Here is a 21,028-nt window from a genome sequence, read left to right as displayed (position 1 = left end):
TTGGGGAGAGTGTCTTTGAACACTCACCTGACAGGTCTAACTCCGACAGGAGCATTTTGTGAAAGACTTAATAAAGTTTCTGAAAGCGCAAACCAAGACCGAAGAGTTTGATGCTATCAAGATTGCTCTGGCATCACCTGATATGATCCGTTCATGGTCATTCGGTGAAGTTAAAAAGCCAGAAACCATTAACTACCGTACGTTCAAACCTGAGCGTGACGGTCTTTTCTGTGCGCGTATTTTCGGGCCAGTAAAAGACTACGAATGTCTGTGCGGTAAGTACAAACGTTTAAAACACCGTGGTGTGATTTGTGAGAAGTGTGGCGTTGAAGTTACACAGACCAAAGTCCGTCGTGAGCGCATGGGTCACATTGAACTTGCATCTCCGACTGCACACATTTGGTTCTTAAAATCACTGCCATCCCGTATCGGCTTGCTGCTTGATATGCCACTGCGTGATATCGAACGCGTTCTGTACTTTGAATCATATGTAGTTGTTGAAGGCGGTATGACTAGCCTTGAGCGTGCACAGATTCTGACAGAAGAGCAATACTTAGATGCGCTGGAAGAGTTCGGTGACGAATTTGATGCGAAAATGGGTGCGGAAGCAATCCAAGGCCTGCTGAAAAACCTCGATCTTGAGAACGAGTGTGAAACGCTGCGCGAAGAGTTAAACGAAACTAACTCTGAAACTAAGCGTAAGAAGCTGACTAAGCGTATCAAACTGCTAGAAGCATTTATCCAATCTGGTAACAAGCCAGAGTGGATGATCTTAAACGTATTACCTGTATTACCACCGGATCTGCGTCCATTAGTTCCACTCGATGGTGGTCGTTTCGCAACATCAGATCTAAACGATCTGTATCGTCGCGTAATCAACCGTAATAACCGTCTGAAACGCCTCCTGGATCTGGCTGCGCCAGACATCATCGTACGTAACGAAAAACGTATGTTGCAAGAAGCGGTTGACGCCCTGTTAGATAACGGTCGTCGTGGTCGCGCAATCACAGGTTCTAACAAACGTCCTCTGAAATCTTTGGCAGATATGATCAAAGGTAAACAAGGTCGTTTCCGTCAGAACTTACTTGGTAAGCGTGTTGACTACTCAGGTCGTTCTGTTATCACCGTAGGTCCATACCTGCGTCTGCATCAGTGCGGTCTGCCTAAGAAAATGGCTCTTGAGTTATTCAAACCATTTATCTATGGCAAATTAGAATTACGTGGTCTGGCAACAACCATTAAAGCTGCGAAGAAAATGGTTGAGCGCGAAGAAGCGGTTGTTTGGGATATCTTGGATGAAGTTATCCGTGAACACCCAGTTATGCTGAACCGTGCACCAACACTTCACCGTCTGGGTATCCAAGCTTTCGAACCTATTCTTATCGAAGGTAAAGCTATCCAATTGCACCCACTCGTTTGTGCGGCATATAACGCCGACTTCGATGGAGACCAAATGGCGGTACACGTTCCTCTGACTCTGGAAGCTCAGTTAGAAGCACGTGCGTTGATGATGTCAACCAACAACATCCTGTCACCTGCAAGTGGTGAGCCTATCATCGTTCCTTCACAGGACGTTGTATTGGGTCTTTACTACATGACACGTGACTGCGTAAACGCGAAAGGCGAGGGCATGGTATTAGCCGGTCCTAAAGAAGCTGAGCGTGTTTACCGTTCAGGTCATGCGTCACTGCATGCCCGCGTTAAAGTCCGTATCACTGAAGAAGTAAAAGATTCGGAAGGTAACATCACAATCAACACGGGCTTAGTTGACACTACTGTTGGTCGTGCAATTTTATGGATGATCGTACCGAAAGGTCTGCCTTACGAATTGGTTAACCAAGCGTTAGGTAAAAAAGCGATCTCTAAAATGCTGAACACCTGTTACCGTGTTCTGGGCCTGAAGCCTACTGTTATTTTTGCTGACCAAATCATGTATACCGGTTTTGCCTATGCGGCACGTTCTGGTGCATCAGTTGGTATCGATGATATGGTTATTCCAGAGAAAAAAGCTGGAATTATCGCCGAAGCAGAAGCTGAAGTTGCAGAAATTCAGGAACAGTTCCAGTCTGGTCTGGTTACAGCAGGCGAACGTTACAACAAAGTTATCGATATCTGGGCAGCGGCAAACGAACGTGTTGCTAAAGCGATGATGGAAAACTTATCGACTGAAGCGGTTATTAACCGTGATGGCGTCGAAGAACAACAAGTTTCTTTCAACAGTATCTTTATGATGGCCGACTCCGGTGCTCGTGGTTCTGCAGCTCAGATTCGTCAGCTAGCCGGTATGCGTGGTCTGATGGCTAAGCCAGATGGCTCAATCATCGAAACACCAATCACGGCAAACTTCCGTGAAGGTCTGAACGTTCTCCAGTACTTTATTTCTACGCACGGTGCGCGTAAAGGTCTTGCCGATACCGCATTGAAAACAGCGAACTCCGGTTATCTGACACGTCGTTTAGTTGACGTTGCACAGGACTTGGTGGTAACTGAAGACGACTGTGGAACTCACGAAGGTATCCTGATGACTCCGGTTATCGAGGGTGGCGACGTTAAAGAACCACTGCGTGAGCGTGTACTGGGTCGTGTGACTGCAGAAGATATCCTGATCCCAGGAACTGCGGACATTCTAGTTCCACGTAATACATTACTGCACGAAAAACTGTGTGACCTGTTAGAAGCTAACTCAGTCGACAGCGTTAAAGTTCGTTCAGTTGTAAGTTGTGAAACTGACTTCGGTGTGTGTGCTCACTGTTATGGTCGTGACCTTGCTCGTGGTCACATCATCAACAAAGGTGAAGCTATCGGGGTTATCGCGGCACAGTCAATCGGTGAGCCGGGTACACAGTTAACGATGCGTACGTTCCACATCGGGGGTGCGGCATCTCGTGCGGCGGCAGAATCTAGCATTCAAGTCCGTAACACAGGTACTCTGAAACTGGTTAACGCAAAATTCGTTACGAACTCAGAAGGTAAACTGGTTATTACTTCACGTAATACAGAGCTGCGTCTGATTGACGAATTCGGTCGTACTAAAGAAAGCTATAAAGTCCCTTACGGTGCGCACTTGACGAAAGGCGATGGCGATGCAGTAACGGGCGGTGAAACTGTTGCGAACTGGGATCCACATACCATGCCAGTCGTCAGTGAAGTATCGGGTATTATCAGCTTCTCTGACATGCTTGATGGTCAAACAATGACGCGTCAGACTGATGAATTAACCGGTCTGTCTTCAATCGTTGTTCTGGATACTGCGGAACGTACCAGTGGTGGTAAAGACCTACGTCCTGCTTTACGTGTTATTGACGCAAATGGTAACGACGTTCTTATACCTAACACAGACATGCCTGCTCAGTACTTCTTACCGGGTAAAGCAATTGTTCAGTTAGATGATGGCATCGCAATCAATGTCGGTGATACCTTAGCGCGTATTCCACAAGAATCTGTGGGTACTAAAGATATCACGGGTGGTCTGCCACGCGTAGCTGACTTGTTCGAAGCACGTCGTCCGAAAGAGCCTGCAATCTTGGCTGAAATCAGCGGTATTATCTCGTTTGGTAAAGAAACCAAAGGGAAGCGTCGTCTGGTTATCACACCATTAGATGGTAGCGATCCGTACGAAGAGATGATCCCTAAATGGCGTCAGCTTAACGTGTTCGAAGGTGAGATCGTTGAACGTGGTGACGTGGTTTCCGATGGTCCAGAATCTCCACACGATATTCTGCGTTTGCGTGGTGTCCATGCTGTTACGCGTTATATCACTAACGAGGTTCAGGAAGTTTACCGCTTACAAGGCGTTAAGATTAACGATAAACACATTGAAGTTATCGTTCGTCAGATGCTGCGTAAAGTCACTATCGCGGATGCAGGAAGTTCTGAATTCCTCGAAGGTGAACAAGTCGAGTACTCACGTGTTAAAGTTTCTAACCGTAAACTGGAACAAGAAGGCAAAATTCCAGCGAACTTTGCTCGTGACCTGTTGGGTATTACTAAGGCATCTCTGGCAACAGAATCCTTTATCTCAGCAGCATCGTTCCAAGAAACGACACGCGTACTGACTGAAGCAGCAGTTGCAGGTAAACGTGATGAACTGCGCGGTCTGAAAGAAAACGTAATTGTTGGACGTCTGATCCCAGCAGGTACTGGTTTTGCGTATCACCAAGACCGTATCCGCCGCCGTCATCTGAACGATGTTGTGGATGCACCACAAGTCAGTGCAGATGAAGCAACAGCGAACTTAGCTGAGCTGTTAAATGCAGGTTTCAGCAGCGACAACCAGAACTAATTTCTGATTTCACTGCAAAATTCCTGACAGAAGCCAGTACCGAAAGGTACTGGCTTTTTTATATCTAATAAAATGATAAATTGATTTTTATTTTTCTAATTTGAATTCATCAATAAATCCTTTTATTTCTTAAATTTATCTGAATATGTAATACGTATTTCTATTTTTAAAATATATCGGCCAGTGAAAAAACGTAATAATAATTTTCCGGGTTAAAAATTAAACGGTAATAAAAATAATAATACAAAAATCACTTTCAAATTATTTAATAGGAATAAATAAAAGGAATATACGATGGATAAAAAAAAGACAAATGAACAGGTAGATACAAATCAAGCCAGCCTTTCGGCTTATCATGGTTTATTATCAAATTCATTAGGGGTAATGAATACATCTCAGATAGTCACTGGGAACGGACAAATTGCGTTAGATTTAGTTGTTGTTATCGACACCAGTGGTTCAATGGCTGATGAAGCAGGGGATTTAAGTAAACAGATTGATGCGACGATTGAAGCGGCATCAGCAAAATGTCCATCGCATCTTCGTGCCACATTTTTAGGTATTGAAGGGACTTGGGCAAACACTAAGTTTGATCAATCTGCCAGTGAATATTTAATTAAGATCGGAGCGAACGAAAGGGATCTACAAGCAAGATTACCGTTTAAAGAATCCGATGGGCGAGATCATGCTGGAAATAAAGAAGATTTATGTCGCGCGGTTATTGATATTAGTAAACATTTTGATTGGCGTGATGATGCGCGTAGGGCTATTTTTGTGTTGGGTGATGAAGGGATGGAAGGTGGCGGCGGAATTCTTACTCGTGCTGCAATTGCAAAAAATAATGAAGCCATATCTGTCGCTCAAGAAAGAGGAATTAAGGTGTATACCTACCAAGGTACACCGGATGATAGCCCAACAAATCTAGATCGTTTTCCGACTCTTGCTGATAGAGATAACGTGACGAGGGAGTATGAACGACTAGCCAAAGAAACCGACGGACGTGCGTACATTTACACCACAGGGATTGCAAATTTCTCCTTGGTTTTACAGGAAATATTGTGTGACAGCTTAACACCACCAGTAAAACCAGATAAAGGTTTATTAAATTGTGATGCGGTGTGTGACAACTTGCCATTAATTATCAATACAGTAAATACATTGTCCGATATCATCAATAAAACTATCAACTCTTGTTGCCCAATAGACTCAGATACGAAACATGATGATTCATGCCAGTGTAAACATTAATATTGTGTTATGAAAATAAAAGCGGGAAAATATCCCCGCTTTTATAGTTATTACTGATAAGTTTCGTGATTAATAAAAAATACCAATAATTGCACAGTGCGCGACAAACCCAACCATCAATGGTACAGCGGTTCGTTTCACGACATCAAAAGGTTGCAGTTTTGCCCCACTCGATACGGCAATAATAACTCCCGCGACTGGTGACATACCTCGACCCATGTGTGAAGCTTGTTGCATTGGTAGGATCATGGCGATTGGGTTAGCGCCCATGCTATGCGCAATTTGTGGAATTAACTCAACGAATGCAAGGAATGGTGCATTACCTGAACCCATAATAATGGCTGCTGCAAGGGTCACTAATGCAAATACAATCGCCATGGCAAATGGTGGCAAGCCGACGGACTCAGCACCTAAAATCAGTTGGTCAATTGCTCCACTGACTTTAATACCATGAGCGAACACACCAGCAGCAACCAATAAGCCAACTACATTACTGAATGCATGACCCATACCATTTAAAAATGTTTGGAAGCCATTACAAACCGTTTTGAAATTACGTACGCGAAGTGTTTCAATCACCATACAAATTGCCATCGCAATCAGTACGATAGTCACAACATCTAAGTGAATACCGGAAAAGAACAAATTGGATGTTCCTACTGCCATAATAATGGGTAACATAGGAAGAATTGCATAATATCCAGGAACGGACTTAGTCGTTTCCTCTTTTTCATGGGACTGAACAGCTTTACCAATTTCAGGCACGAAACCTTGCTTACGGTCACAATGACGTTGCCAGAAAATATGGGTAATACCGACTACCAATACAGTCGCTAACGCGGCAGGGCCTTGATAGTAAAGTACATATTCAACAACAGACATATCGACAGCTTTTGCACCACGGATAGCATCAATTGCCGTTGGAGTATAGGCCACACCAAGGGATGTAGCGATAACCCCAGCCGCAGAAGCAGGTGATAATCCCAAACCAATCATAATGGGGAACATGGTACCCATTAACAATACAGCTAAGCCTGTTGCTGATGGAATGGCTAATTGCAAGATACTTGCCAGTAAGAAAGAGAAAAATAGTAGTACATAAGGTGAACGCATATTTTTCAGTGGCTTGGTTGCAACACGTACTACCGCTTCATTGGCACCTATATGGTCCATATAGTGCGCAAAGCCCATCAATGCCATGATCATTAAACCGAGATCTGCTGCGCGGCTACTGAATAAATCTCGCATGACTTCAAATGGATCGAGCCAAGTGATACCGGTGGTGGCGACATTTTTAGGGAGGATAGGCCCCCAGCCAAGGGCTAGGGTGAATATCATCAATACTAAGCCTGCAATTAATAATACCGGCTCAGCTTTGTATCCCTTCAAAATAAACCGCGCAACCAAAACAACGATAATCAGAACCGTTAGAATTGGGATCATGCTTTAGCTCCTGATTTGAAGCGTTCAGCGGTGATTTGTACCACTTGTTTTAATACATCGCTGGCGGCATGTAGGGATTTAACAGGTAGATATTCATAGATTGAATGGAAGTTATGTGCACCTGTGAAGATGTTAGGGCAAGGTAACCCATTTTGTGATAATGCGGCTCCATCATAGCCACCACGCATAGGAATGACTTTTGGTGTAATACCACAAGCTTGGTAGGCGTCAACAGCAATATCAATAGGGTAACGGTTATCATCTTGTAGGCTGTTGTAAACGTTAGAATAGCGATCTGATAGCTTACAAACAACACTTTCGCTGCCCCAGAGACTTTCACAGCTTTCTGCTAATTGTTTTAAGAAAGCCATACGTTTGCGATAGCCGTCTTCGGTAAAATCGCGAATGTCCATTTTTAACACGGTACGAGCGCTATTACCTGACATTTGTTTCACCCAATAATAGCCTTCGCGACCATCTGTATATTCAGGGGCTTCACCGCCGGGTAACATGGCAATAAATTTTTGCGCCATTAATAATGAATTAACGAGTTTGCCTTTCGCAGACATTGGATGAGCTGATTTACCCGTAAAGATGATTTCGGCATCACCCGCATTCCAGTTTTCATACACAAGTTCACCAATACCGCAGCAGTCTAAGGTGTAAGCAAAATCTGCTCCAAACTCTTTAACATCAAAAACTTTTGCGCCACGGAGGCCTTGTTCTTCGTCCGGAACAAAACCAATTTTAATGGTTCCGTGCTTGATTTCTGGGTTTTGCTTAAAGTATTGCAGCATATCCATGATAGAGGCAATTGCCGCTTTATCGTCAGCACCTAATAGGCTGGTTCCATCAGTGACAATAATGTCATCACCAATGTAGTTCACCAATTCAGGGAATTCACTCTTACGTAGATAAATATTAAGCTCTTTATTCATGCATAAATCTTCACCGGTGTATGGCAAGATTTGCGCCTTAGTATCATTAGTTTGTTCTGCACTAGTGTCTAAGTGGCCGAAGAAAGCGACGGTTGGGACATCATAATCAAGGTTGGAAGGTAACGTTGCGGTGACAATAGCAGTGTCACGCAGTTTAATGTCTTCAACGCCCAGAGCCTCGAGCTCCTGAACCAATTGTTTCGCAAGGACACGTTGCCCTTCTGAGGATGGCATAATCCCTGCCGCGCCCTTTTCCCTATCAGTGGTGGTGTTAATTTTGGTGTAAGAAATAAATCGCTCAACAATATTCATTCTTTTAATTCCCCAGCATCTTATAGAATGCGTTTTACATTAGTTATATCTGTGACTGTAATTTCATTTCACAGTATTATTCTTGTATCACAACTGAAGATATTCTGAATATCAGACCTGTTGAATTTTTCTAAGAAATGCTAGTGGGAATATAAAATTGATAATTAATAGTGGCATTATTCGCATAATGAATTAAAATGAGTGACTTTATTCCTATCTTATTTTACATTGTTAAATTATTGATATTGATACGTGATAATATTCCTTCACGATGTATATTTTATTTAACACCTAGTATTAAACTCACTCTATCTTAAATTTAATTAATATATATTGTTGCTGGGTAACTAAAAAATAATTTATTCTAAAAATAAAAACAATTTTAATTTAACAATATTAATAGAAAAGTAGATGGAATGAATGCTTAAAATCATATTTTGACATTTTATTTCTTTATCTTTCATTTAGATAATTGAATAAATTTTATAATGCCCCTTATATTGGTTGATTTTTATAGGATAGTGATAAAAAATTTTTTTTGTATTGTTTCACATTGCCTCTATCCATCCTTCTTTGAAAGTAAATGAAAATTTAATGTCGATTTTTAACTACCACTTGCTATGTAATTTCAAAGCAAAATTCTACTTTTGTGCTCAGTATCTCTGAATTGTTTGTTTTTATTAAAAATCATTTGATTATGGTTATTTTTGCTAAGTTGTCATCATTTTTTTACTGTGAGGTAATCGACTTGTTTTCGATGAATTGCTTACTTTTTGTGATCTCTACTTGAATTTTGGTATTTTCGATCACTTACTTTTTGATCTTATGTAAAAGTATAAATAATATGTATTAACCAAAAACGAAAGAAAACGTAAGCAAAAAGAGGATGAAGCAATGACTGTTTCGCGCAGAACCTTTATAAAAGGATTAGCAGCCAGCGGTGCAGCAATGTCGGTTTCTAGTCCCATTTTAGCCAGTGATGGAAAACCTTCAAATATTAAGCCTTATCGGCCCGATAACTCCCCTAACTTATTGATAGTATTCCCCGATGAGATGCGTGCCCATGCGTTACAATTTATGGGAGAAGACCCGTCAATTACCCCTAATTTAAATAAGTTTGCCAAACAATCAAAAGTCATGACACAAATGGCATCCAATTACCCACTATGTTCTCCATTTCGTGGCATGTTTATGACTGGGCAATATCCTGTACGTAACGGTATTACAGGCAACGCACACGATTATGGTGGGAAGGTAGGGATTGATTTATCACCTTACGCTAATTGTTGGTCTGATGTTTTGAAATCATTGGATTACAGCACGGGTTATATTGGTAAATGGCATTTGGATGCGCCATATGCACCTTTCATTGAAAGCTATAACAATCCGATGGAAGGGCGTTATTGGAATGAATGGGCAGCACCAAACCGCCGCCATGGCTTTGATTTTTGGTACTCCTATGGCACATATGATTTGCATATGAAACCGATGTATTGGGCCAATAATACACCACGAGAAAAACCTATTTATATCGACCAATGGGGACCAGAGCACGAAGCGGATATGGCCATAAAATTCTTACAGAATAAAAATGGACAATACCGTGATAATACTAAGCCATTTGCGCTGGTTGTTTCAATGAACCCTCCGCATTCACCGTATGACCAAGTCCCACAAAAATATCTTGATGTCTATAAAGGGAAAACCTCGCAAGAGTTAAATACTCGCCCAAACGTTAAATGGGATGTGGAATACCAAGAAGGTTATGGTCCTCAATATTTTAAAGAATATCTGGCGATGGTAAACGGCGTCGATGAACAATTTGGGCGTATCGTTGATGAACTTGAAAAACAGGGACTTGCTGATAATACATTGGTCGTTTTCTTCTCTGATCATGGTAGTTGTCTTGGTGCAAATGGGCAGCCGACAAAAAATAACCCTTATGATGAATCAATGCGTGTTCCGATGATGTTTCGGTTACCGGGTAAAATTAAACCGGGGCAAGATGATGCATTAATGTCAGCACCGGATATCTACCCAACGATTCTAGGTTTATTAGGATTAGAGCAATGGATTCCCGGCTCAGTTGAAGGAAGTAATTTAGCTGAGCGAGTGGTTACTGGTGAGGGGGATGTTGCCAATTCTCAACTTTACTTATTCATTCCGTATGGTGAACCTTCGTTTGGTAAACGCGGTGTGAGAACGAAAACTCATACACTGGTTATTGATCGCCAAGATGGACAGCCACTGAAATATACGCTTTATGATAATGTGAATGACCCTTATCAAATGAAAAATGTGGCAGATGAAAACAAGCCAATTATTGATAAATTAATTAAAGATGAGCTCATACCGTGGTTAGAAAAAACCGGTGACTCTTGGAGACCAACAGAGTTTATTACGGCAACAACAAATAAATTAAATAAGAAAGTCTCAGCGTGTGAAGTTAAATAAATTATTTTTTGCCGCCTAATTAATTAGGCGGTAATAACTAAAAATAATGAAATTATTATTCTCTAATAAAACAGGGAATCACTATCCTCGTGCTTAAATAGCACACAGCTTTGGAATAAAGATAATGAAAAGATTAATTATTGCTAGTGCAGTGTTATTTGCAATTTCATCACAATCTGCTCTCGCAAATAACTATAAAACAACAATTGAATACCGTCACCAATATTTAGATGCATCAGGGAAAAGTGGAGATAGAATTAAAGCTTTCTTGGATACAGGAAAAAATATTGGATTTGAACTCGATGCACGTTATGGGAATAAAGATGGTGCCTATGATGCAATGAAAATTGATGGTTCAGAATTTTCAGCTTTTTATTATACAAAGTTGAACCCAAATTTAGTGGGACTTATCGGTGCTTCTCTTGATTTTGATAAATTAGGTTTAGTTTATGTGCCTTATGTCCGTTTAAATTATACATTCGATAATGGTATTCGTTTGCAAGGCCGTTATAAATGGAAAGTATGGGATTATGGTCAAGCTGGGGAAAACGGCAGTAATTACCATTCTAAAATCCAGGAGTTTGATAGCTGGATAGGTTACAAATGGGGTAACTTAGACCTGCAATATCAGTTAGATTTAATGTGGGAAATGGCTGACAACGCTCAACCTCTTTATAATGATAAGAAATTCGATTATCAACACAACGTTCGCCTTCGTTATGACATTAAAGCGGATGATGGTGCTTTATGGCGCCCATTTGTTGAAGTGGGTAATGTGAAAGAAAATAGGTTTTCAAGTGACCGCCAAACACGTTTCCGTGTAGGTATTCAATATACTTGGTAATATCGTTTTTTATTAAATATACCCACGAATCATCGCGGGTGAGGTTGTTGACAAAGCGGGATAAAAGCGTGGTTTTTCCCGCTTTGTATTATCAGCCGAAAATCAATAAATTGATTTTCCTAGTTTATTTTCAAAACCTATTAGACTTGCCGCCAAATACAATATGTTTGTCGGCAGCCTGACCCACGAATCATCGTGGGTTTTTTTATTGCCTATTTTTAAAGTGAAGGGATAAATAAATACGGAAAAAAAGCAAGAAAAATGGCCAATAAATTGGCCAAAAAGAAAGTAATGAAATGACAACTTGAGCAATGGTAAATCGGGTTGTAATGAATTAAATTTTGAGTTGAATAACTTCACTTGCTGCTAACAAATAGGCTCCTGCCCCATAATCCATATTATGTTCATACTTGACTTCTCGTGGATTGAACGCCGGAAGCTGCACCCAACCTAACATGCCATTAGGGTGAATACAGTTTTGTAGTGCACGCCATGATTTTTCGAGTAAAGGCAGATAACGCATTTCTTCCAGCAAACCTTGGTTTAACCCCCATGCTAAGCCATAGCAAAATAATGCGGTGGCGCTACTTTCGGGAGCGGGGAAGCTTTGCGGGTCAAGTAAACTGGTACGCCAGAAGCCATCTTCTTGCTGGTATTGAATAACAGTTTCCATTAGCTCCGTAAATAAATTTACATATTGCTGGCGGGCAGGGAAATCATTAGGTAAAGATTGTAAGATACGAGGGATAGACGCAATGACCCAACCAATGCCTCGACTCCAAAATACTTTCTCACCATTTTTTTCACGCAATTCACCACCTTTACCATCAGGAATATAACGATAATCGCGATAAATTAAGCCAGTTTCAGGATCACGCAAATGTTCTATCGCATCCCAATAAGCGGTATGCATGTAATCGAAATAGCGACCGTCATTCATTTTAGTTGATAATGCAGCAAAAGCTGGAGGGGCCATGAAAAGTGCATCACACCACCACCAGTCCTCTCGACCTGGTTTTGGCTCTGCTAACATAAGGTTGAATGCGTTAATAGTGGGTTCAAGGACTTCTGGATGATCAAATTGTGAACTCACAGCTAAATAGGCTTGGGTGCAGACGTGGTCATCGGCAAAACGCGGGTTAGGCCCTGTACGAAATCCTGTATGTAATGTGTAATCCAATACACCAGCGAGATATTCGTTATCCTGTGTTGCTTGCCATGCAGCAGCAACACAAGACCACAGAACACCACGTTCCCAGTCTGTATCTTTGATAAAACGGGTTTTGCCACTACGACGAAGTACACTGCGTACTTGGTTTTTTGATTGATAACGATAAACTCGTTTCATATCATCTAAAACCGTATTACGTTGTAATGGTTTTGGTAATGATGATTGTTCCATTATTTTCTCCTGATGGATTAGCGAGCTAACCAGCCACCATCAACAGCAATGGTATAACCATTAATATAGTCGCTTGCTTTGGAGGCTAAAAAGATGGCTGGTCCTGCTAAATCCTCAGGTGTTCCCCAACGACCTGCAGGAATGCGCTCTAAGATAGCCGCGTTGCGGTCTGCATCTGCGCGTAGTGCTGCTGTGTTGTCTGTTGCCATGTAACCTGGGGCGATTGCATTCACATTAATGTTATATTGGGAAAGCTCAGTAGCAAGAGCACGAGTGAGCCCCATGACAGCTGACTTGCTTGCTGTGTAAGATGGAACCCGAATACCACCTTGGAATGAAAGCATTGATGCAATATTAATAATTTTCCCGCCATTACCTTGCTTCACGAATTGGCGTGCAACACGTTGAGATAAAAAGAATAAGGTTTTTTGATTAATATTAATCACATCGTCCCAATCTTTTTCACTAAACTCTAATAAGTCTTCACGGCGAATAATACCCGCATTATTGACAAGGATATCAACATGGCCCATAGCGGATACCGCATCATCAACTAAAGTTTGTAACCCGTCTTGTTCCATTAAATTCATGATAATATAGTGAAATTTACGGCCTAAAGCTTCAACTTGAGTACGTGTTTCAGGGGCATCTTGAATACCAACCCCGACAATATCCGCGCCTGCTTGGGCTAAACCAATTGCCATCCCTTGACCTAAACCGGTATTACATCCAGTGACAATCGCAACTTTTCCTGTTAAATCAAATAAGTTCATCTGTGCCTCACTTACGATGTGGCAGTACTGCCACATCGATTTTTATTATGTTAAAAAGATAAAAGGGTTATTTCAGATCTTTCATCGCGACATGGTCCATATCGTGGAATACCTGGTTTTCCCCAACCATTCCCCATATAAATGTATAAGCCGCGGTTCCCACTCCTGAGTGAATAGACCAGCTTGGACTAATGACGGCTTGTTCATTACGAACAACAATATGGCGGGTTTCCGAAGGCTCACCCATATAATGGAAAACAACGTTGTCTTCTTGCATATTGAAATACAGATACACTTCCATACGGCGCTCATGGGTATGGCATGGCATGGTATTCCATAAGCTACCGGGTTCGAGTACTGTCATGCCCATTGATAATTGGCAGGTTGGTAAAATAGATGGGTGTAAGAATTTATAAATGGTTCGAACGTTACAATTTTCAACATTACCCAATTTTTCTGGTGAAGCTTGTTCGATAGTAATTTTGCGTGTTGGATAGGTATGGTGTGCAGGAGCACTGTTCATGTAAAAACGTGCAGGGGTAATGGCATCGTTACTGATAAACTCGACAGATTTAGCACCCATACCAATATAAATAGCTTCTTTTGGTGCGATATCATAAGTTTCGCTGTCAACGATAACTTGACCAGCCCCCCCAATATTAATTGCACCCAGTTCTCGACGCTCAAGAAAGAACTCAACGCCTAATGCTTTTCCTGCCATAAGAGCGAGTGGCTTTTGTGTTGGAACAATGCCGCCCACAATGATGCGGTCGATATGGCTATAAGTGAGATTCATTTCCTCTTCACGGAACAAGTTCTCGATCAGGAACTGTTTGCGTAAGCCTTCAGTATCAAGTGTTTTTGCATGCTCGCTGTGAATTGGTTGACGAATTTCCATTATAAATACCTCATGATTTACTGATAGGTAACCAACCTTAATGGTCGGTATCCCCGAATACAGAGTGAACGTGTTCACCTCTGATGAATGTATCTGTTAGATAAAAATTATTATCAACAACGGCAAAATTAGCTTGAGCCCCAACTCGGATGTAGCCAAATTGGTCATCAATTCCAAGGTATTGAGCGGGGACCGATGTGGCCATTTGTACAGCTTCCCACTCAGGAACATGAGCGAGTTGCACCATATTGCGCAATGCGTTATCAAGGCTACATGTACTGCCCGCAAGAGAGCCATCGGCTGTGCGAGCTTGCCCTTGCGTGACTTTTACCGTTTGTGCCCCAAGGGCATAATCACCATCTGGTAGGCCGCCAGCTCGCATACAATCTGTGATTAAAGCGAGCCGCTGATAACCTTTCATTCGATACGCTAGCTGCATCATGACGGGATGAACATGAATGCCATCGGCAATCAGTTCCGCAAGAACATCGTGGTACAACACTGCGCCACAGCAACCGGGTTCTCTATGGTGTAAACCGGTCATCCCGTTATAAAGATGCACACCACAATCTGCTCCTTGGGAAAATGCAAGACTGGTTTGCATGAAATCGGCGGCGGTATGTGCAACACTGGTTTTAATACCGTGTTGTACTAACCAATCAATAGCCTCAATGGCACCTTCAGCTTCAGGTGCAACTGCAACACGCAAAAGTGTGTGATTAGCACATTGCATAAGGTCTTCTAATTCATGAATGGTCGGCGATTTTAAGTACTTAACAGGATGTGAGCCTCGATGACGTTCAGTGAAGTAAGGGCCTTCTAAAAAACTGCCGACTAATTGGGCTCCTGATGTTTGCGGCTTGGTGATAAATTCACACACTTGGGTGAGTGCGCGTTTAATATCATTCATTGGTGCGGTGACGGTGGTTCCCACCCAAGCCACAACGCCGGTTTTGATTAATGCATCAGCAATGGTTTGCAACCCTTGTTGGCTTGCATCCATGACATCTGCACCAGCACGCCCATGAATATGGATATCAACAAACCCCGGCAGTAAGGAGCGGTCTTCAAGACGGATAACAGGGCAGTGTTCGGGAGCAGTATCCGTAATTTCCTGTATAACACCGTTGCACACTCGAACATACTGCTGATAGCGAATTCCTTCAGGAGTAAAGGTGCGATCCGCTAAAATGGCGTATTGCTGTTTCATAGGCCATCTTCTTCAAATTCAGGCTCTGATATCATAGCCAGCTGCTGACGTAGGTCTTGGATACTGCTAGTACCAATATCCTGTAAGATAGAAAGAAGTTCTTTCGCATCAACGCCTTCACGTTCCAATGCCGCATTGACGATCATCGGCAAATTAACTCCAGCTAAAACTTCAACGGATTTATCTTCCATCATAATTGCCATAGCTCGGTTACAAGGGGTTCCACCAGGAAGGTCGGTAAGAAAAAGTACTTGTTCACAATTCATGGCGTCCATTGCTGCTCGCATTTGTTGTTCCAATTCGTCGGGAGAAAGGGTTTCAACAAAATCAATAAACACCATATTTTCCTGTTCACCTGCGATGGCTTTGACGGCGGAAGCCATACCGCTCGCAAAATTAATGTGCCCAGAAACAATCAAACCAATCATTTATAACTCCTTGCTGGTGGGTAACTTTGCTACCCACCTAAAAATAATTTAATACGATTTTGTTACATCACACCAAGTACATGGCCAATAACACCGAAGGCTAAGACAGAGAAGATAAGTACTGGCGGTTTTGCCCAAAAGCCTGTCCCTTTCACCATTTTGAACATCAAAAAGACAAGACACAGAGGGAGTAAGTTAGGCATGATTTTGTCAAACAAGGCGGTTTGTAGTTCGACCACTTTGCCACCCACCTCGACAGCAGCGGTGGTTTGTACTTTTATGAAGGTGGCGGAAAGCGCCCCGATGACAAAAATCCCCATGATGTTGGCGGCTTTAGCGAGTTTTTCTGTTGCATCGCTCATGTTAACCATCGCTGCAGTACCTGCACGATATCCCATGAACATCAAACCGAAATAGACAAAAAAGTGAACAATTTGGTACAAAAAGAAGAAAACGAATGGGCCGGCAATTGAGCCTTCCATTGCGATAGATGCACCTAATGCTAAAGTCAGTGGCATCAGTGTCATATGGTCGATAGCATCGCCAATTCCACCTGTTGGGCCCATGCCTGCCACTTTCATGACGTTGACCGTAGAAGGTTTCTCTTTGTTTTCTTCCATGGCAACGGCAGTACCAAGTAAGAAAGTAAATAATTTTGGACTCGCATTGAAAAACTGTAAGTGATTTTTCAGTGCGGTTGCATAATCTCGTTTGTTATTACCATGAATTTTGCGTAGGGCTGGGATGATGGAGAATGCAAAGCCACCTCCTTGCATACGTTCAAAGTTAAAGTTACCTTCCATAAATAGCCCACGAAAAGCACAGCGCCATAGATCGCCTTTCGTGATGACTTTGCGGACAGTGGTATCTTGATATTCATCAACGCCATCAACGTAGGATTCCACAGGTAAGTTTTTTGTTTCTACTGTTGTTTTGTTATCAGATACCATCTTCAAAATCCTCATTTTGTTGTGAGTTATTCTTGTTGTTGTTACCGCTGAAGAAGTAATACAGAGCCGCCGCAGATGCGCCGAGTATTGCTACTGCCATAATTGGCAGTTTGAGATAAGTGGTCATAACGAAACCAACAAAGAACACACCCGCCACTTCTTTTGACCACATAATTTTCAACAACATCGCGAAGCCAATTGCTGGAACCATTTTCGCCCCAATACCTAAGCCTTCGAGGAGCACTTTTGGTGTATTTTCATCAATCCACTGTGCTGCGTGTTCACCGAAGTAAACCGTTACAAAGGCGACGATCGCGTAGAGTAAAGAACGAACGGTAATTGTGGCGACTAATAACCGAGAGATCCCCGCCGCATCGGCTTTTTCAGCGTAGCGGTCAGCTTTACCCATGGTGAACGCGGTAATAGCAAAAAAGCCGATAATGATCATTTGCATGAGAACGGCAATTGGCATACCAATCCCCATCGCTACCGCTGGTGATTGATTAGTCATAATGGCAAATGCAACGGCGGCGATAGTGCCTAAAGTAACATCAGGTGGCTGAGCTCCTGCATTTGGAACAAGCCCAAGCCAAGCTAATTCTAATGTTGCACCCGCAATTAAACCGACTTGCATATCACCCATAATCAGGCCGACAACAGGCCCTGTGATCAGTGGGCGGTGGATATTGAGTGCAACGTCATACTTATCTATACCGCAAAAGAAGGCCCATAAAGCCACAAGAGAAGCTTCATAAATCATAATAGTTTTCCTTAAACGCCTTAGTGTTAAGTTGTTATCTCAATCTGCTTATGCTTATGCTGATGCGAGAGTAAGAACATTAACGGGGGTTTGATCGGGAGTATTTTGAATCGTGCAAGCGACTCCTTTGTCGACAAGCCGACGAAATGCTTCTAAGTCGCGCTCATCCACAGACACTGTTTTGGTAATTTGGCGTTTTCCTTCATGGAAGTGCATATTGCCAACATTACAGTGAGTGATAGGAACGCCGCCTTCGACAAGGCGGGCAACATCTGTTGGGTTATTGCAAAGAATAAAGATTTTTTGACGAGGAGACGCTTTGTGAATGACATCGATAGTTTTTTCGATAGAGAAAAATCGGACGGCATATTCTCCACCCGCGGAGGCTTTCATTCCTGCTTGCATAAAAGCAGCATTAGGGCCATCCGCAGCATCATCATTAGCGACAAGAATTAAATTTGCTTCAGTGTGTTTACCCCAAGTGATTCGAATTTGCCCATGTAATAAACGCTCATCGATTCGGGTCCAGACAATATTTGGTGCGTGCATATAATTGCTCTCTTATTATTAGCTATATTTATCATTAAGAAGGCATGACGCCATCTTCTTGATATGAGAACGGGTAAATAGTGACACCTTGAACAACTCGATTAATTTCTCCGGTTGGAGATGGGTTATCCGGTGTATTCCCCAGTGCAATGGAACTATGGAATGCAAAGGCCTGCGCTAACATTAAATAAGGGAAAAATAGGGCTGAGTCTGAGCATTGCTCCATTTTTTTAATATAAACAAAACTTTCCTCTATTTGTGTGTCATCAGAAGAGGAGGTGACCGCGATCACTTTTGCTGAAGCATTATCGTGAATTACCTCTCTTAATAAGTCAGTTTCATACTGTCTAGTGTATTTATCGTTTGACAGAAACAGCACGATTAACGTTTCCTTATTGACGATAGATTTCGGTCCATGGCGAAAGCCTAACGGTGTGTCGAAGTTAGCAACGACCTTACCAGCTGTTAATTCCAACATTTTTAGAGCGGCTTCTTGTGCAAGACCTTGTAGGCCACCACTACCTAAATAAATGACTCGTTTAAATTTACCCGCGTATTCTTCCCGGATACGGTGGTTAAATTGAGTAAAAATGTCGTGATAATCGTAGAAATAAGGTTTAATTTCGTTTAAATAGAAGGATTCTGTTAAGAAAATACACAGTGCCGCCATCATCATGGATGAAAAGCTTGAAGTCATGGCTAATGAACGGTCATTTGACTCTTCAGGCATTAAAATGGCTAATGCATTGGTATTATTTTGGCAATAACGATATAGCTGTCCTTGCTCGTTACAGGTTAAAACTAAGTGGTAACATTGAGTGAGGCATTTTTCTGCCACGTCGAGGGCGGCAACACTTTCGGGGCTATTGCCTGAGCGAGCAAAAGAAATTAGTAACGTTGGTACGTCTTCCGCTAAATATTCTTTTGGATCAGCGACTAAATCCGTGGTGGCAATGGCATCCACTCGGCGTTTTAAATGACCGGTGAGAACGGGGGCAAGAGCGCGGCCAGCGAAAGCCGATGTTCCAGCACCCGTCATGATAATGCGTGCGTCCGATGCCTGAAGCACTTTAGCTAAAAATGTATCAATTTCAGTACGTTGCTCTTGTATTAGCTGGTTTGTTTTTTCCCAGCATTCAGGTTGTTGCTCAATTTCTTTTGCTGTCCAGAATGCGTTTAGCTTTTCGAGCTCGGGTGTTTGATAGCTTAAATATTCCATGTCAAACCTCAGTGACTAAATTTACATGCATCGGCATATACCGAAAGTACGTCGCGAATTTTTGCAAAAATAAAGGATTTCGCTGAGCCATCGAGCATGCCTTCTCTTAATTGTTTGAATTGATGCAGCATGTATTGGCTTAAAAGTGGTAACGGGATTGGTTTTGAAGATAAGTTAGCCATCAGTATTTCTATGGCTTGGTTAATTTCTTTATCAGGCCAGTAATAACGAATACGGTCACTAAAGCTATAAACGCGAGCAAAAGCTTGCTGCTGGGCATTACCATGGTAGTATTTTTGCCAAAATTCGGGCTCACGACACATCAACTGTTCCATTTTCTCTTTTAAGTGAGAACACTGTTCTGCCGGGAACATTTCATTCTCAATTTCACATAGAGAATAGAGGGCTTCTCGCATAGCAAATGTTAAAGCCGGACCAACTTTTAAAATGGCAAAGTGGTCTTGAACGAGCTGCTTATAAGCATTAGGTGTTTGGTAATCGGTTGAGTGTGCTTCAAAAACGAGATGAGGGTAATCATCAACTACTTGACTTAATGCTTGTGCTTTTTCGGGTTGATAATCAATAATACCAGTATGATCAAATTCCACACCCGGTTGAACGACGAGGCCAATAACACGTGCCCAACAGTCACCGACACCTGCTTTTTCGAACGCTTTCGCATGGCAGTCTAAGGTTTTTCTCGCGGCTTGTGGGGCTGTGATTTCAACGCCTTCAAGCGCTTCAGTTGCTCCACCTGGTACGGGGACTTCAGTACCAATAACATACACGATATCGCTGTAACCAAATTTTTCTTTGGCGGTTTTTTCTGCAATAACAGCGAGTCGGGCGGCACGTTGTGCAACGATTTCATCCGAGAGTGGAACGGGGTCATCTGCGCAGGACATACTACAGTCAAGGTGGATTTTTTTGAACCCTGCGGCAACGTAATGTTCAATCAGAACATCGGCATTATCCATGGCATCAGCGGCCTTAAGCCCTTGCCAACGATTTGGGCCTAAATGGTCACCACCAAGAATTAACTTATTCAGAGGGAAATTGATTTTTTCTGCTTTTTCAATCACATAATTGAAAAAATCAGCCGGAGTCATACCCGTATAGCCACCAAATTGGTCAACTTGATTTGATGTGGCTTCAATTAAAAGAAAGGAATCATCATCCAGCGCTTGATGCAATGAAGCTTCAATAACAAATGGGTGGGCTGAGCAAACAGAATAAATACCATTCTGTTTACCAAGTTTATTTTGCTGAACAATCTTTTCTAAAGGATGCATTAATACTAACTCCACAATCAACACGG

Annotated in this window: 16 protein-coding genes; 4 read left to right on the top strand and 12 right to left on the bottom strand. The window is 42.2% G+C overall.

What is annotated here, in order from left to right:
- Positions 1 to 58: 58 nt before the first annotated feature.
- Positions 59 to 4,282, top strand: a complete 4,224-nt coding sequence (gene rpoC / locus PR767_RS19590) for a DNA-directed RNA polymerase subunit beta' (protein ID WP_109913197.1) — start codon at positions 59 to 61, stop codon at positions 4,280 to 4,282.
- Positions 4,283 to 4,576: 294 nt separating this feature from the next.
- A complete protein-coding gene (locus PR767_RS19585) occupies positions 4,577 to 5,530 on the top strand; it encodes a VWA domain-containing protein (RefSeq protein WP_442959525.1) in 954 nt (317 codons plus the stop codon).
- A 69-nt stretch (positions 5,531 to 5,599) separates the two neighbouring features.
- Here PR767_RS19585 and dcuC read toward each other — a convergent pair whose 3' ends face one another.
- Positions 5,600 to 6,973: a C4-dicarboxylate transporter DcuC gene (gene dcuC / locus PR767_RS19580; RefSeq protein WP_109913195.1), complete on the bottom strand. Its 1,374-nt coding sequence runs from the start codon at positions 6,971 to 6,973 to the stop codon at positions 5,600 to 5,602.
- Complete coding sequence (gene pepT, locus PR767_RS19575) at positions 6,970 to 8,223, bottom strand: peptidase T (protein WP_272520838.1); 1,254 nt, start codon at positions 8,221 to 8,223, stop codon at positions 6,970 to 6,972. The genes dcuC and pepT overlap by 4 nt, the downstream gene beginning before the upstream one ends.
- Before the next feature lie 894 nt (positions 8,224 to 9,117).
- Here pepT and PR767_RS19570 point away from each other — a divergent pair.
- Positions 9,118 to 10,677 carry a sulfatase-like hydrolase/transferase gene (locus PR767_RS19570; protein WP_115166431.1) on the top strand — a complete coding sequence of 520 codons (1,560 nt, stop codon included), beginning with the start codon at positions 9,118 to 9,120 and terminating at the stop codon, positions 10,675 to 10,677.
- Between the two features lie 124 nt (positions 10,678 to 10,801).
- A complete protein-coding gene (locus PR767_RS19565) occupies positions 10,802 to 11,521 on the top strand; it encodes an oligogalacturonate-specific porin KdgM family protein (protein ID WP_117163059.1) in 720 nt (239 codons plus the stop codon).
- Positions 11,522 to 11,855: 334 nt separating this feature from the next.
- Here PR767_RS19565 and PR767_RS19560 read toward each other — a convergent pair whose 3' ends face one another.
- The 10 genes from PR767_RS19560 to kbaZ form a co-directional block, all read right to left on the bottom strand.
- A complete protein-coding gene (locus tag PR767_RS19560; RefSeq protein ID WP_272520837.1) occupies positions 11,856 to 12,923 on the bottom strand; it encodes a glycoside hydrolase family 88/105 protein in 1,068 nt (355 codons plus the stop codon).
- A 17-nt stretch (positions 12,924 to 12,940) separates the two neighbouring features.
- On the bottom strand, positions 12,941 to 13,696 hold the full coding sequence (gene kduD, locus PR767_RS19555; RefSeq protein WP_115166435.1) for a 2-dehydro-3-deoxy-D-gluconate 5-dehydrogenase KduD: 756 nt from the start codon (positions 13,694 to 13,696) through the stop codon (positions 12,941 to 12,943).
- A 67-nt stretch (positions 13,697 to 13,763) separates the two neighbouring features.
- Positions 13,764 to 14,594, bottom strand: coding sequence for a 5-dehydro-4-deoxy-D-glucuronate isomerase (kduI, locus tag PR767_RS19550; RefSeq protein WP_272520836.1), 831 nt, complete (start codon positions 14,592 to 14,594; stop codon positions 13,764 to 13,766).
- Between the two features lie 37 nt (positions 14,595 to 14,631).
- Positions 14,632 to 15,804, bottom strand: a complete 1,173-nt coding sequence (nagA, locus tag PR767_RS19545) for an N-acetylglucosamine-6-phosphate deacetylase (RefSeq protein ID WP_272520835.1) — start codon at positions 15,802 to 15,804, stop codon at positions 14,632 to 14,634.
- On the bottom strand, positions 15,801 to 16,232 hold the full coding sequence (gene agaF / locus PR767_RS19540; RefSeq protein WP_115166437.1) for a PTS galactosamine/N-acetylgalactosamine transporter subunit IIA: 432 nt from the start codon (positions 16,230 to 16,232) through the stop codon (positions 15,801 to 15,803). The genes nagA and agaF overlap by 4 nt, the downstream gene beginning before the upstream one ends.
- A gap of 62 nt (positions 16,233 to 16,294) precedes the next feature.
- A complete protein-coding gene (locus PR767_RS19535) occupies positions 16,295 to 17,182 on the bottom strand; it encodes a PTS system mannose/fructose/sorbose family transporter subunit IID (RefSeq protein ID WP_117163054.1) in 888 nt (295 codons plus the stop codon).
- Positions 17,172 to 17,942: a PTS N-acetylgalactosamine transporter subunit IIC gene (agaW, locus tag PR767_RS19530; RefSeq protein WP_004264436.1), complete on the bottom strand. Its 771-nt coding sequence runs from the start codon at positions 17,940 to 17,942 to the stop codon at positions 17,172 to 17,174. Before agaW ends, PR767_RS19535 begins: the two co-directional genes overlap by 11 nt.
- A gap of 54 nt (positions 17,943 to 17,996) precedes the next feature.
- On the bottom strand, positions 17,997 to 18,491 hold the full coding sequence (gene agaV / locus PR767_RS19525; RefSeq protein WP_115166439.1) for a PTS N-acetylgalactosamine transporter subunit IIB: 495 nt from the start codon (positions 18,489 to 18,491) through the stop codon (positions 17,997 to 17,999).
- A gap of 34 nt (positions 18,492 to 18,525) precedes the next feature.
- Complete coding sequence (locus tag PR767_RS19520; protein WP_115166440.1) at positions 18,526 to 19,710, bottom strand: SIS domain-containing protein; 1,185 nt, start codon at positions 19,708 to 19,710, stop codon at positions 18,526 to 18,528.
- Between the two features lie 8 nt (positions 19,711 to 19,718).
- Complete coding sequence (gene kbaZ, locus PR767_RS19515; RefSeq protein ID WP_272520834.1) at positions 19,719 to 21,002, bottom strand: tagatose-bisphosphate aldolase subunit KbaZ; 1,284 nt, start codon at positions 21,000 to 21,002, stop codon at positions 19,719 to 19,721.
- Between the last annotated feature and the right edge of the window lie 26 nt (positions 21,003 to 21,028).

The sequence above is a fragment of the Providencia sp. PROV223 genome (genome assembly GCF_028479245.1).
Lineage (GTDB): Bacteria > Pseudomonadota > Gammaproteobacteria > Enterobacterales > Enterobacteriaceae > Providencia > Providencia rettgeri.
The sequence above is the reverse complement of the archived record's forward strand: the minus strand, read 5'-3'. Positions and strand labels throughout refer to the sequence as shown.